Origin of the sequence: Kribbella sp. NPDC051718 (genome assembly GCF_040681515.1) — a bacterium.
GTDB lineage: Bacteria > Actinomycetota > Actinomycetes > Propionibacteriales > Kribbellaceae > Kribbella.
In genome coordinates this window covers 412,366-425,282 of record NZ_JBFAYZ010000004.1, presented here as the reverse complement: position 1 = coordinate 425,282, position 12,917 = coordinate 412,366, and the positions used below count along the sequence as shown (strand labels likewise).

The 12,917-nt window shown below is 66.6% G+C and carries 12 protein-coding genes; 8 read left to right on the top strand and 4 right to left on the bottom strand.

All coding sequences use genetic code 11. The features are described 5' to 3' along the window. The first annotated feature begins 2 nt into the window (after window positions 1-2). Both AB0M15_RS17575 and AB0M15_RS17570 read left to right on the top strand, forming a co-directional pair. Complete coding sequence (locus tag AB0M15_RS17575; protein WP_363820246.1) at window positions 3-371, top strand: cytidine deaminase; 369 nt, start codon at window positions 3-5, stop codon at window positions 369-371. Beyond that, the gene (locus AB0M15_RS17570) at window positions 368-1,648 is read left to right on the top strand and encodes a thymidine phosphorylase (RefSeq protein ID WP_363820244.1); all 1,281 of its coding nucleotides are present in this window, start codon (window positions 368-370) and stop codon (window positions 1,646-1,648) included. The genes AB0M15_RS17575 and AB0M15_RS17570 overlap by 4 nt, the downstream gene beginning before the upstream one ends. 3 nt (window positions 1,649-1,651) lie before the next feature. Here AB0M15_RS17570 and AB0M15_RS17565 read toward each other — a convergent pair whose 3' ends face one another. Both AB0M15_RS17565 and AB0M15_RS17560 read right to left on the bottom strand, forming a co-directional pair. Then, window positions 1,652-2,329, bottom strand: coding sequence for a hypothetical protein (locus AB0M15_RS17565; RefSeq protein WP_363819403.1), 678 nt, complete (start codon window positions 2,327-2,329; stop codon window positions 1,652-1,654). 133 nt (window positions 2,330-2,462) lie between these two features. Further along, a complete protein-coding gene (locus AB0M15_RS17560; protein ID WP_363819400.1) occupies window positions 2,463-4,754 on the bottom strand; it encodes a M9 family metallopeptidase in 2,292 nt (763 codons plus the stop codon). Window positions 4,755-4,875: 121 nt separating this feature from the next. Here AB0M15_RS17560 and AB0M15_RS17555 point away from each other — a divergent pair, with 121 nt between their 5' ends. Continuing rightward, the gene (locus AB0M15_RS17555; protein WP_363819397.1) at window positions 4,876-5,838 is read left to right on the top strand and encodes a LysR family transcriptional regulator; all 963 of its coding nucleotides are present in this window, start codon (window positions 4,876-4,878) and stop codon (window positions 5,836-5,838) included. A gap of 37 nt (window positions 5,839-5,875) precedes the next feature. On the opposite strand, the gene AB0M15_RS17550 is transcribed toward AB0M15_RS17555, so the two are convergent. Then, the gene (locus AB0M15_RS17550; RefSeq protein WP_363819394.1) at window positions 5,876-6,472 is read right to left on the bottom strand and encodes an ATP-binding protein; all 597 of its coding nucleotides are present in this window, start codon (window positions 6,470-6,472) and stop codon (window positions 5,876-5,878) included. Between the two features lie 465 nt (window positions 6,473-6,937). On the opposite strand from AB0M15_RS17550, the gene AB0M15_RS17545 reads away from it, so the two are divergent. After that, complete coding sequence (locus tag AB0M15_RS17545) at window positions 6,938-7,114, top strand: hypothetical protein (protein ID WP_363819391.1); 177 nt, start codon at window positions 6,938-6,940, stop codon at window positions 7,112-7,114. Between the two features lie 192 nt (window positions 7,115-7,306). On the opposite strand, the gene AB0M15_RS17540 is transcribed toward AB0M15_RS17545, so the two are convergent. Further along, a complete protein-coding gene (locus AB0M15_RS17540; protein ID WP_363819387.1) occupies window positions 7,307-8,095 on the bottom strand; it encodes a phosphotransferase in 789 nt (262 codons plus the stop codon). A gap of 136 nt (window positions 8,096-8,231) precedes the next feature. On the opposite strand from AB0M15_RS17540, the gene AB0M15_RS17535 reads away from it, so the two are divergent. From AB0M15_RS17535 to AB0M15_RS17520, 4 genes are read left to right on the top strand one after another with little or no spacing between them, the layout of a single operon-like run. After that, window positions 8,232-9,635: a sugar ABC transporter substrate-binding protein gene (locus AB0M15_RS17535; protein WP_363819384.1), complete on the top strand. Its 1,404-nt coding sequence runs from the start codon at window positions 8,232-8,234 to the stop codon at window positions 9,633-9,635. Between the two features lie 8 nt (window positions 9,636-9,643). After that, window positions 9,644-10,594 carry a sugar ABC transporter permease gene (locus AB0M15_RS17530; protein ID WP_363819381.1) on the top strand — a complete coding sequence of 317 codons (951 nt, stop codon included), beginning with the start codon at window positions 9,644-9,646 and terminating at the stop codon, window positions 10,592-10,594. Beyond that, on the top strand, window positions 10,591-11,436 hold the full coding sequence (locus AB0M15_RS17525) for a carbohydrate ABC transporter permease (RefSeq protein ID WP_363819379.1): 846 nt from the start codon (window positions 10,591-10,593) through the stop codon (window positions 11,434-11,436). Before AB0M15_RS17530 ends, AB0M15_RS17525 begins: the two co-directional genes overlap by 4 nt. Next, a complete protein-coding gene (locus AB0M15_RS17520; protein WP_363819376.1) occupies window positions 11,433-12,917 on the top strand; it encodes a mannitol dehydrogenase family protein in 1,485 nt (494 codons plus the stop codon). The genes AB0M15_RS17525 and AB0M15_RS17520 overlap by 4 nt, the downstream gene beginning before the upstream one ends.

Sequence of the window (12,917 nt, the reverse complement as noted above, 5' to 3'; positions counted from 1 at the left end):
CGCTGCGGGTAGCCGCGGTCGCGGCGATGCGCCGCGCCTATGCGCCGTACTCCGGCTTCCCGGTCGGAGCCGCGGCTCTGGTCGACGACGGGCGCATCGTTGCCGGCTGCAACGTGGAGAACGCGTCGTACGGGCTCACCCTGTGTGCCGAGTGCGGTCTGGTCTCCGAGCTGCACCGTACCGGCGGCGGCCGGCTGATCGCTTTCACCTGCGTCGACCACAACGAGGAACTGCTCACGCCGTGCGGCCGCTGTCGCCAGCTGCTGCACGAGCACGGCGGACCGACTCTCCTGGTGGAGTCCGCCACCGGTAGCCGCCCCCTGCGCGAGCTACTGCCCGACGCGTTCGGGCCGGAACGACTGGAGGAATAGTGTCTTTCGACGCGGTAGACGTCATCCGCACCAAGCGGGACAAGGGCGAGCTGAGCGACGGCCAGATCGACTGGGTGATCGACGCCTATACCCGCGGTGCGGTCGCGGACGAGCAGATGTCGTCGCTCGCGATGGCGATCCTGCTGAACGGGATGAACCGCCGCGAGATCGCTCGCTGGACCGCCGCGATGATCGCCTCCGGTGAGCGGATGAACTTCGCCAAGCTGTCCCGGCCGACCGCGGACAAGCACTCCACCGGCGGCGTCGGCGACAAGATCACGTTGCCGCTGGCCCCTTTAGTGGCGGCCTGCGGCGTCGCGGTACCGCAACTGTCCGGCCGCGGCCTGGGCCACACCGGCGGTACGTTGGACAAGCTCGAGTCGATCCCCGGCTGGGGTGCGGCGCTGTCCAACGACGAGATGATGCAGCAGCTCGAGGACGTCGGCGCCGTCATCTGTGCGGCCGGCGACGGCCTGGCGCCCGCTGACAAGAAGCTCTACGCCCTGCGCGACGTGACCGGCACGGTCGAGGCGATCCCGCTGATCGCCAGCTCCATCATGAGTAAGAAGATCGCCGAAGGCACCGGCGCGCTGGTCCTGGACGTGAAGGTCGGCACCGGCGCCTTCATGAAGGACCTCGCCGACGCTCGCGAACTGGCCTCCACCATGGTTGCCCTCGGCACCGATGCCGGGGTGAAGACTGTCGCCCTGCTCACCGACATGTCGACACCCCTCGGCCTGACCGCCGGAAACGCCTTGGAGGTCAGGGAATCCGTGGAGGTGCTCGCGGGAGGCGGTCCCGCCGACATCGTCGAACTCACTGTCGCCCTGGCAGTGGAAATGCTCGCCGCCGCCGGTGTCACCGACATCGACCCCGCCGAGAAACTCCGCGACGGCACCGCCATGGACGCCTGGCGCGGGATGATCGCAGCCCAGGGCGGCGACCCCAACGCAGAACTCCCCATCGCCCCCGAACAGCACATCGTCAAGGCGACAGCCTCCGGCGTCCTCTCGCGACTTGACGCTTTGTCCGTCGGCGTAGCCGCCTGGCGCCTCGGTGCCGGCCGCGCCCGCAAGGAGGACCCGGTCTCGCCGGTCGCTGGCGTAGAGCTGCACGCGAAGCCCGGTGATCAGGTCACCGAAGGTCAACCGCTCCTGACGTTGCACGCCGACGACGCGACCCGCTTCGAGCGCGCGCTGGAGTCCCTGACCGACGCGGTGACGATCTCCGACTCCTACACCCCGACCCCGTTGGTGATCGACCGCATCACGGCCTGAAGGTCAGCCCGACTTGGTGGTCAGGCGCTTGTACTGGAGCTTGACCATCGTGCTGGCCAGCTTGACGTCGGGTACCGGTGTCTTCTCCAGCGTGCCGCTCTGGCTGACGGTGATCTCGGCGACGATCGAGCCGACCGTGATGCTCGCCTCCGCGACCGCCTCGAGCTGGCCGGTCACCCCGACGACCCCTGTCTGCGCGTCCGTCAACGCGCCCGGCACGCCTGGCACCGCGAACGGCTTGGTGTGCTCGTCCTGCGCCCAGAACCCCTTCTGCAGGTCACGGGCCTTGGCCGGCGAACCGGCCTTGAACAGCTGCACGGTCACCCGCTTGCGCCGATCCGTGCTCGACCGGAACGTCTGGTACCCCTCCTTGCAGCCCGCGTTCAGCAGCAGCGCGAGATCCTCAGCAGGCGAAGCCGACAACGTGTCCACGAAGCTCTGCCGGGTGAACGGCCCAGTCAGCTGCGCCGACTCTCCCGGAGCCCCCTTCTGAAACCCATCCGGTACGACGGCGAGCCCCGCCAACCCACCAACGGCAGCAGGCGCCGCCGCGTCAGCCGGGGCCGAGGGCTCGTTCCCACCAACCGGTGCAGTCGACGCCCCCGCGTCGTTCCCACACCCCGTCAAAAACACCAGCCCAGCGCACACCACAGCGGCAACACCGGGCGCGACTCGCCTCACGATTCCTCCGCAGGGTCAGGGGATTACCCCGCGAGCCCACCAGATAAAGATGAACACCAGGCAAAGTACGGCGGGTTCGTTCCCTCCGCATCGACGCGCGCTGTACAGCCGACGCGGAGGGAACGAACGATCATCAGTACCGGGTGCTGACAGTGACGCCGGTGCAGCCTGTTGCGCCGTACAGGCTGACGTAGCTGTAGCCCGCGGGGGGATTGGCGACCGTGATCGCCTCGGTGTTGCTGGTGGCGGTCGATCGTTGGGTGTAGGCGGTGGTGGTCGCCCAGGTGGTCTTGTTGTAGTAGAGATCACAGTTGCCGGTACCGCCGCTGGCGGTGATCTGTAGCTGAGCAGTGCCGGCGGGCAGGTTGATGTAGAGGTAGTCGTAGTTGCCGGTGGTGGTGCCGCGGTTGCCGCGCTGGCAGTTCTTGCCCAGGACGCGGACGTCAGCGGAGGTGCACTCGGGCAACGTCGTACCGCCTCCGCCGCCACAGTTCCCTGCCCCACACGCGGACAGCCAGCTGTACCAGTCGGTGTCGTACCGATTGCCGATGGTTGTTCTGAGGTAGCTGGCGGCAGCGTTCCAGTTGCCCGACCGGTAGTAGTTGAGGACGGTGGTCACGTCGCTGCGGTGCGACTGCAGCATGTACCGCACCGCGAGGTAGCCCCATTGGTAGATCCGGGTGGTGTCGTTGCTGTAGGTGGTACCGAACAGCGTGCTGAGTGAGTAGGTACGCCGGGCCGCCTCGGTGATCGCCGCGGTGTAGGTCTCGTTGCGATAGGAGTAGGACACGTATTCGGCGAAGCCCTCGATCCACCAGATCGTCGGGGTGGTGACACCGGCGTCGAAGTCGCCGGCCATGTCGAAGCGACCGTCGAGGTAATGGGTGTACTCGTGGTTGAGGTTCCAGATCGCGAACGTCGGCCGCAGCCACTCGGCCTCGTAGGCGATGAACCGGGCCTGGTTGCCGACCGCGGCCGGGTCACCCTCGAGGTACATCCCGCCGTTGTTCGTGTCGATACCCCACATCGCCCCGGCGTAGGTCTGGTAGTCGGTACTGGAGTTGTAGACCACCACCTCCAGGCTGGTGTTGCGATCGTTGGCGACCGGGCCGGGGTCGGCGACGATGCCGTGGAAGTAGGCATCCTGGCTCGCCAGGCTGCTGCAGCTCGACGACAGTTGGGCGGCGGTCATCTCCTGGGCCCGGATGCGCAGGGTCGAGCTGCAGGTGTGGGTGATCGGCAGCACGACAGCTGCGAGCTTCGCCTGCAGGTTGCAGATGTCGTAGTACGCGCAGTTCGCCTTGTCGTAGTAGTCGGCCAGCTCGGCCACGCCGACCCACAGTGGTGCCGTCGGGCCTTGCAACGAGGTCTGCCCGAGCAGGCCCTTCGCGAGTGGGCGCACTTTGGCCAGCAGGGCAGAGTACTGGAGGAACCGGGTGAGTTCGCGGCCGGCGTTCGAGGTCAGGTAGCTCTGGTCGCCGGACAGTAGATCCTTGTGGCTGGAGGCGAAGCCGTACAGGGTGTCGATCACGCTCGGGTCGGCCTGTACCGCCGTCACGAACTCCGGCACCTGGTGGCCACGGAACAACACGGTGTAGACGTTGTTGACCGCGTTCAGCATCCACCACGACGTGTTGTACGAATTGTTGTAGCCGGTCAGCATCCGCTTCACGACGGACAGGTAGCGGGCGTTCTGCGCCGAGCTGTCGATCAGCGTGATCGCCTCCGCGAGGGTCTCCCCGTTGGCGTCGCTGACCTCGAAAGCGTGCGAGTTGGCGAAGAAGCTGTCCAGGCCCGACTGGATCGCCGTCCGCAGCGCCGGGCCGTAGGTGCCGACTGTCGACGGGTTGTACCACTGCACGTAGTACCCTGCGCGGAGGTACAGGGTCAGTTGGGCGGTACTGGTCGAGTTGTTGCCGGGGTAGCCGGCGCCGTTGTCCCGAAGGGCGTACGCGACGCTGACCATCTGGGCCTCGCGGAACGCGTTGTACGCATCCGTGCCGGTCAGGTTGAAGAGTGTGTTGACACAGTCGGTCGTCGACGCCTTGATCTGGTTCACCAGAGCTTGGCCTGTGCGGCTGGTGAAGTCCGCTGGGTTGCAGGTCGCCGCGGCTTTGTTCTTGTCCTGCATGGATGGACGCGGCTTGGTGGCGAGTTGTGCGGGTCCGTCGTAGTCGCGACGCAACTCCCGCTTGGACGCCGGCAGGGGAGCGCGTTGACTCACCGGCGTCCTGGCGTCGGCGACGTGAGCGGGCTCGTCGGCCGGTCCGATCGGTGCTGAACCAACCGGCGCCTTGGCGATGGTGGCCGCTTGTCCTGGAGGGGCGGTCAGGGCCAGGCCGGTCGCGGCGATGACGGTGGCCAGGGTCAGTACCAAGGCCTGCCTGCGGAATTGCCGTAATCGTTGGAACTGTGGAGCTGTCATCAGGTACTCCTCCGGGGCGGAACACGCGAACCCGCGTGGCTGCGGTGGGGGATCCGCAGTGTTTCGGAGCGTGCCACGTCGAGCCGTTCCCCGGTCATCCCAACGGCGATAGCCTCACGTTATGGATCCCGAGATCCGCCACCTGCGGGCGATCTGCGCGATCGCCGACGCCGGCAGCGTGACCAGAGCCGCCGCCCGCCTCGGGATCTCGCAACCAGCACTGACCGGCCTTCTGCAACGCTTCGAACGCTCACTCGGCGGCCAACTCTTCGAACGAGCCCGTACCGGCGTACGCCCCACCCCACTGGGCGAACGCGCCCTGCAACGCGCCCGCCTGGTCCTCGCCGACATCGACTCCTTCGCCGGCGACCTCACCCTGGCCTCCGGTGCCGCCCCGGCCGAACTGCACATGGGAACAGCTCACATGGAATGCGTAGGCACCATCGTCGAACGCCTCCAAGCAGCCCTTTCCCCAGTGGACCTGACCGTCCAGGTAGACCCATCCGCCATCAGCCTCGCCCAATCGCTGGCCCACCACCGATCCGACTTCGCAGTCATCGGCATGAGCGACGACCACGACGTCCCCCTGGCGCCCGACCTGGCCCAGCGCACAATCCTCCCGCGCCTACCGTTCTTCATCGCCCTGACCTCCACCCACCCGCTGGCCTGCTTTGAGGAGATCAATCTCGGCGACCTGGCCGACGAGTCCTGGATCAGCCCACCCGGCGCCGACGACGGCTCCCTGGCCTCCCTCCGCGCCGCCTGCCGCCGAGCCGGCTTCAGCCCCAAAATCCGCTACGAAGCCCCCAGCGGCGGCGGCCGCCAACTAATCCAGACTGGCCGAGCCGTCCAACTAGTAGAACCCACCTCAGCCGGCGCCCCCGGCATGTCCATCCGCCGCCTAACCGGCGACCCCCTACGAGGCCGCCTGATCCTGGCCTGGCGCCGCCCCCGCCTAACCGAAGACCAAATCGAATCCATCTACCTAGCCGTAGCCACCTCCTACACCACCCACGCCCTCCGCAGCCCCACCTACGCCCCCTGGTGGCACTCCCACCCCGAAGTCCACCCCCGAACCACCTAAACCCCCTGCCCGAGGCAACGATCGCCAACCGGCGAAGTCAGCCGGCGACGGTGGCGAGGAGATCCGTGATCCGTCGGCGAGCCGCTTTGGGGTGCAACGGTTCGCAGCCGGCGTCGACACAGCGCTTCACCACGCGCGGATCGTCCTTCAGCAACAGCAATCCCCGCCGCAACAAGGTGAACGGCGGCTTCCGATGCTCCCGCAGATCGCGCTGGAACCGCCGTACGAAAGTCACCACCCGGTGATGCCGCACGCAGATCGCCGCCGCCAGCAACCCACGCTCCCGCAACGCCCCCACGATCTGATCAGCAAAGATGCCCTCGGCAACCACCAATGGCGACCCGCCTGTCTCGACAGGGCGATGCCCAACGGTCCCATCCGCCGCGATGTCATAGATCGGCATATCCGCCGCACCCGTTGCGCATAGCAACTCCAGCGCCGCGACGGCTCGCTCCCCGTCCCAGGACCCCGGATCATCCCAATCCACAATCCCCAACGGCGACCGCGGCATCGCCGCGTCATCCCCATCCCGGTAGAAGTCATCGAGCCGCACCACCGGCAGCCCGACATTCTCCGCAAGCCGCGACTTCCCAGCCCCCGAAGGCCCCGCCAGCAACACCACCCGAGCACTCACCCGAGGATTCTCCCACCGTACCGGTAAGTCCCGTGGCTCGCGGTGGTGATGAGGGGTGACGAGGTTGCTACATAATGTTTCGAGGCGCAACGCCGCTGAGGCCGCAGGCGATGAGGTCGTGAAGAACGAGATTCAGCTGGCCCGCGAGGGACGCTGCCTGCCGAGCCGCAACCACCGCGACCTACGCGGACGCGACCTTGAATCATGTTTCACAACGGAAGCTACGAGCGGGCAGTTCATCCTACGGAAGGCTGCAGCGAGGTCAGGCGGACTGCCGCGACAGACTCACGCGAAGGCACTTGGTGGGCGTAAGGCCGCTCGGCCGACACGGATTCAGAAAGCCACGAGGCAAGCTGCTGCTCCGGCAACAGTCGACGACCATCTGCAGGCGTCTGACGTTGACGTGTTGCGAGTAGCCGAGGCGATCGCGAAACAGCGTAATGAGCTGATGGACCGTCTAGCCCAGTGACTGAATTCATCTACCTGACTACCAGTCAGGTAGTGCAAATCAATGGGCTGTTCGGCGGAGCGGTTCGTGAGCAGGGCACAGTCGACGCTCATGTCTTTATGTTGGCGATCGCCAACAAGGCCATTGAGCACGCTCAGGTTGTTGAATGGCTGGTTCAGCACCGTCACAAATGACACACATGATGCAATCGTCGCTTCGCTTCCTATCGAATGAAGGTGGCTGCAGGTCGAGCAGGTCCCGACGCGTTCCTGCTCCTCTGCGCCGGACGGAGCAGTCGCTGCGACGCGGGAGCGGCAAACGGGGTTGTGCGGGAGCGCCAGAGCGGTGAGCGACGGTGAGCGAGTAGCGGCGGGCGCGTGGGGTTCTTAGTCCTCTAAGGCTTTCAGTAGTTGGTCGTGGTGGGTGGTGAACCAGTGGTTGGTTCGGTCGGTGAGGGTGGATTCGCCGGTGGTCCAGCGTTGGTGGAACCAGGGGTGGCCGGATTCGGCGCCTCGGCGGACGTAGTCCATGCACCAGATGTGGTTGGCGGCGGCTGCGTCGATCAGGCGGGTGCGGTCGGCGCCGGTTAGGCCGTAGGCGTTGGCGAAGAGGCGCAGGCGAGCTAGCGATTGGCCTTGGCGCACGTCGTGGATGTCGGCGTCCGGCCGCAAAGGCGCCCAGAGGCGTACGGCGGCAGCAACATCCCAAAGGGCCGACCCCGGGCCGGCGAGATCGAAGTCGATCAGGGCGACCGCGAGCCCGTCGCGGAAGACGATGTTGTCGAGGTTTGGGTCGTTGTGGCCGACCAGCCCGTCGTCGTACTCCCCAGGCACTCGCTCGGCCCACGGGTAGCCGGAAGGCTCGAATCCAAGTACTGCCTCGTGGTACCGCCGTAGGAGGTGGGCGACGCTCTCCAATGCCGCGTCGGTCATCGACCACGAAGGGTATGGCGCCTGCACGGTCTCGCCCTGCACGTAGGTCAGTACTTCCCGGCCCTGCTCATCCACGCCGAGGAAGGCGGGGGAGGAGTCGAAGCCGACCTCCTGGAGATGGTCCAGAAGCGCATGCACGGCAGGGCTGCTGGGCCGCAGCGGGCGGCGTACGGTATCGCCGACCCGTACCACCAGGCCACGGTTGGCGGTGCCGCCGAGCAGGCGGGTCTCGACCTCAGGCATCACCGCACAGTGTGGCTGCTGCCCACTCCAAGCGCTAGGTCGCTCAAACGAGCACGCCAATGCACAGTTGCGCAACGAACTCTTGACACGCGCCGGGGCAAACGGTTCACTCAACGATGAGCAGCATGCTGCTCATATGAGCGAGTGCCCGCCGATCGCGAAGGAGCAGCCCGTGCTGGAACAGCGCAAACGCATCGGAGGTGTGGCGATCGCACTCCTCCTGGTGAGCGGAGTGAGCAGCTGCGCCGGGTGGGGCGGCGGAGCCGGTGGCGGTGGCGCCGACAGCGTCAACGTGCTGATGGTGAACAACCCGCAGATGGTCGACCTGCAGAAGCTGACCGCGGACAACTTCACCAAACAGACCGGTATCAAGGTCAACTACACCGTGCTGCCGGAGAACGACGTCCGGGACAAGATCAGCCAGGAGTTCTCCAGCCAGGCCGGTCAGTACGACGTCGCCTCGCTGAGCAACTTCGAGATCCCGATCTATGCCAAGAGCAAGTGGATCGCGCCGCTGTCGGACTACATCGCCAAGGACACGGCGTTCAACCAGGACGACATCCTGAAGCCGATGACCCAGTCCCTGTCGGGCGACGACGGCAAGATCTACGGCGAACCCTTCTACGGCGAGTCGAGCTTCCTGATGTACCGCAAGGACATCCTGCAGCAGAAGGGCATCGAGATGCCCGCCAAGCCGACCTGGCAGCAGGTCGCCGACATCGCCGCGAAGGTCGACAACGCCCAGCCCGGTATGCGCGGCATCTGCCTGCGCGGCCAACCCGGCTGGGGCCAGCTGTTCGCCCCGCTGACGACAGTGGTGAACACCTTCGGCGGTACCTGGTTCACCCAGGACTGGCAGGCCAAGGTCAACGCCCCCGAGTTCACCGAGGCCACCAAGTTCTACGTCGACCTGGTCCGCAACCACGGCGAGCTCGGCGCACCGCAGGCCGGCTTCACCGAGTGCCTCAACAACCTCGTCCAGGGCAACGTCGCGATGTGGTACGACGCAACCTCCGCCGCCGGTTCGCTCGAAGCCCCGAACTCACCCGTCAAGGGCAAGATGGGGTACGCCCCCGCGCCGGTCGTGAAGACCGACAGCTCCGGCTGGCTGTACGCCTGGTCGTGGAGCATCCAGGAGGCGAGCAAGAAGAAGGACAACGCCTGGAAGTTCATCTCCTGGGCCTCCAGCAAGCAGTACGAGGAGCTGGTCGGCAAGGAGCTCGGCTGGTCCCGCGTTCCGGCCGGCAAGCGCGCCTCGACGTACGAGAACGCCGACTACCGCAAGGAGGCGGCGGCGTTCGCCGACCCGACCAAGCAGGCGATCGAGACCGCCGACCCGCGCAACCCGGGCGCCCAGCCGCGGCCCGCGATCGGCATCCAGTTCGTCGACATCCCGGAGTTCCCCGATCTCGGAACCCAGGTGAGTCAGGACGTCAGCTCGGCCATCGCCGGCCGGATGAGCGTCGACGAAGCGCTGAAACGTGGGCAGGAACTCGCCGACGACGTGGCCGAGCGCTATCGCGCCAGAGAAGCGAAGTGAGGGCTGACATGAGTATCGAAACCGAGGCGCGCCCGGGTCGCGACACAGCCGTACCGCCGAAGAAGCCGAGCACGCTGCTTCGCAGCACCGGCGACTGGGCCCGCAGGGCGCCGCTGATGCCCGCGCTGGTCTTCATGATCATCGTCACCCAGCTCCCGTTCGTGGTCACGATCATCACGTCGTTCATGAACTGGAACGCGTACTACCCCGACGAGCGCAGCTTCGCCGGTATCGACAACTTCCGCCGCGTCCTCACCGACGCGAACACCCGGCACGCCATCTGGGTGACCATCCTGCTCACCGCGGGCGTCGTCTTGATCAGCCTGCTGCTGGGCCTGGGCATCGCCCTCCTGCTCGACCGCAAGTTCCGCGGCCGTGGCGCGGTCCGGACGATGATGATCACGCCGTTCCTGGTCGTCCCGGTCGCGGCGGCCCTGCTCTGGAAGCACGCGCTGTACAACCCGGAGTACGGGCTCTTCAACGGCGTGCTGAAGTGGATCTTCGGCGACAACGCGCCACAGCCCGACTGGATCAGCAACCAGCCCTTGTGGTCGGTGATCTTCGCGCTGGTCTGGCAGTGGACGCCGTTCATGATGCTGATCCTGCTGGCCGGCCTGCAGAGCCGCCCGCTCGACGTGATCGAGGCGGCCGGCATCGACGGCGCGAGCCAGTGGGACATCTTCCGGTACATGACGCTGCCGCACCTGCGTCAGTACCTCGAACTGAGCGCGCTGCTCGGCTCCATCTACGTCGTCCAGAACTTCGACGCCGTCTTCACCATCACGTCCGGCGGACTCGGTACGGCGAACCTGCCGTACACGATCTACCAGACCTTCTACACCGCCCATGACTACGGCCGGGCCTCGGCCGCGGGCGTCATCGTCGTGATCGGCACCATCCTGATCGCGACCTTCGCGCTCCGCTCGGTGTCCACCCTGTTCAAGGAGGAGGGCCGATGAGCGGCCAAGTGACGATCGTGACGGGCCGCAAGAATCGTGGCGGCGGCTGGGCATTGTCCGGGCTCGCCTGGATCGTAGGCATCCTGTTCGTACTCCCGGTGCTCTGGATGGCGCTGACCTCGTTCCACCACGAGGAGGACGCGGCGAAGAACCCGCCGGACGTGACCGCGCCGCTGACCCTGGACGGCTTCCGCTCGTTCTTCGATTCCGGTCCCTGGCCGTCGATCGCGAACTCGCTGACCGCGAGCATCCTGTCGACGCTCCTGGTCATCCTGCTGGCGTTCCCGGCGGCGTACGCGCTGTCGATCAAGCCGGTGAAGAAGTGGACCGACGTGATGTTCTTCTTCCTGTCGACCAAGATGCTGCCGGTGGTCGCGGGCCTGCTGCCGATCTACCTGTTCGCACAGTTCGCCGGGCTGCTGGACAACATCTGGCTGCTGATCGTGCTCTACACGTCGATGAACCTGCCGATCGCGGTCTGGATGCTGCGCAGCTTCCTGGCCGAAGTACCGGTCGAGATCCTCGAAGCGGCCTCCGTCGACGGCGCCGGCCTGGTCCGCACGCTGCGCTCGGTGGTCGCCCCGGTCGTCATGCCGGGCATCGCGTCCGCCTCGCTGATCTGCTTCATCTTCAGCTGGAACGAACTGCTCTTCGCCCGCGTCCTCACGGGTACCGTGGCACAGACCGCGCCGGTGTTCCTGACCGGCTTCGTCACCAGCCAGGGCCTCTTCCTCGCGAAGGTCTGCGCGGCCTCCCTGGTGGTGTCGCTGCCGGTGCTGATCGCCGGGTTCGCGGCACAGGACAAGCTCGTCCAGGGCCTCTCGCTCGGGGCGGTCAAGTGACGGAGGGCAACGTGCAGCAGCTCAACTCGGCCAGCCTCGGTTCGCTCGACGAGCGAGTCGGCGTTCCGCAGTACGACCGTACTTCGGTACGCCCCGGCATCGTCCATTTCGGGGTCGGCGGCTTCCACCGGGCCCATCAGGCGATGTACCTCGACAAGCTGATGAACGACGGCAAGGCACTCGACTGGGGCATCGTCGGCGTCGGCGTACTCCCGCACGACAAGCGGATGGCCGACGTGATGGCCGCGCAGGACTGCCTCTACACACTTGTGGTGAAGTACCCGGACGGGACGCTCGAGCCACGCGTGATCGGCTCGATCGTCGGGTACCTGTTCGCCCCCGACGACCCCGAGGCGGTCTTGACCCGACTGACCGACCCCGCCACGCGAATCGTCTCCCTGACGATCACCGAGGGCGGCTATCACGTGAACCAGGTGACCGGGGAGCTGGACGCGTCCGACCCCGGCCTGGCCGCCGACTTGGAGCCGGGCGCGCTGCCGGGGAGCGCGTTCGGCTTCATCATCGAGGCACTCGCGCGCCGACGCGCGGCCGGGGTGGCGCCGTTCACGGTGATGTCCTGCGACAACATCCCCGGCAACGGTCACGTCGCGCGCAAGATGCTCGCCGCGTTCGCCCGGCTGAAGGACCCGTCGCTAGCGGACTTCCTCGAAAGCGAGGTTCGGTTCCCGAACTGCATGGTGGACCGCATCACGCCGGTCACGGCCGACGCGGATCGTGAGGCGCTGGCGTCGCAGTACGGGGTCGAGGACGGCTGGCCGGTGGTCTGCGAGCCGTTCACGCAGTGGGTGCTCGAGGACCACTTCGGCGGCGACAGGCCGGCGTACGAGGAAGTCGGCGTGCAATTGGTCGAGGACGTCGAACCGTACGAGCTGATGAAGCTGCGGCTGCTCAACGCGAGCCACCAAGCCCTTTGTTACTTGGGGTATCTGGCTGGCTACCGCTACGCGCACGAGGTCTGCCAGGACAAGCTGTTCGTCGACTTCCTGCTCGGCTACATGGATTCCGAAGGTACGCCGACGTTGCCGCCGGTGCCGGGCGTCGACCTCGACCGCTACAAGCACCAGCTGATCGAGCGGTTCGCGAATCCCGAAGTACGCGACACCCTCGCCCGGCTCTGCGCGGAGAGCTCGGACCGCATCCCCAAGTGGCTCGTGCCCGTCGTCCGCGAGCAGCTCGCCGCGGATCGCGGGATCGATCACTCCGCTCTGGTGATCGCCTCCTGGGCCCGGTACGCCGAGGGCGTCGACGAGCAAGGTCAACCGATCGAGGTGGTCGACCGGCTGCGCGACAAGCTGGTCGAGCGAGCGCAGCACAACCTTTCGGAACCGTTGCTCTTCGTGTCCGATCGGGACCTCTTCGGTGACCTCATCGACGATCCCCGCTTCGTAGCTGCCTACACGGCCGCGCTCACCTCGCTCCACGAGCACGGAGCACGAGCGACTCTGGAGGCGCGGGCCTGA

Coding starts and splice junctions, on each gene's coding strand:
- AB0M15_RS17560 (WP_363819400.1), bottom strand. CDS start 4,754: ATGACAGCTCCACAGTTCCAACGATTACGGCAATTCCGCAGGCAGGCC.
- AB0M15_RS17555 (WP_363819397.1), top strand. CDS start 4,876: ATGGATCCCGAGATCCGCCACCTGCGGGCGATCTGCGCGATCGCCGAC.
- AB0M15_RS17540 (WP_363819387.1), bottom strand. CDS start 8,095: ATGCCTGAGGTCGAGACCCGCCTGCTCGGCGGCACCGCCAACCGTGGC.
- AB0M15_RS17535 (WP_363819384.1), top strand. CDS start 8,232: ATGAGCGAGTGCCCGCCGATCGCGAAGGAGCAGCCCGTGCTGGAACAG.
- AB0M15_RS17530 (WP_363819381.1), top strand. CDS start 9,644: ATGAGTATCGAAACCGAGGCGCGCCCGGGTCGCGACACAGCCGTACCG.
- AB0M15_RS17525 (WP_363819379.1), top strand. CDS start 10,591: ATGAGCGGCCAAGTGACGATCGTGACGGGCCGCAAGAATCGTGGCGGC.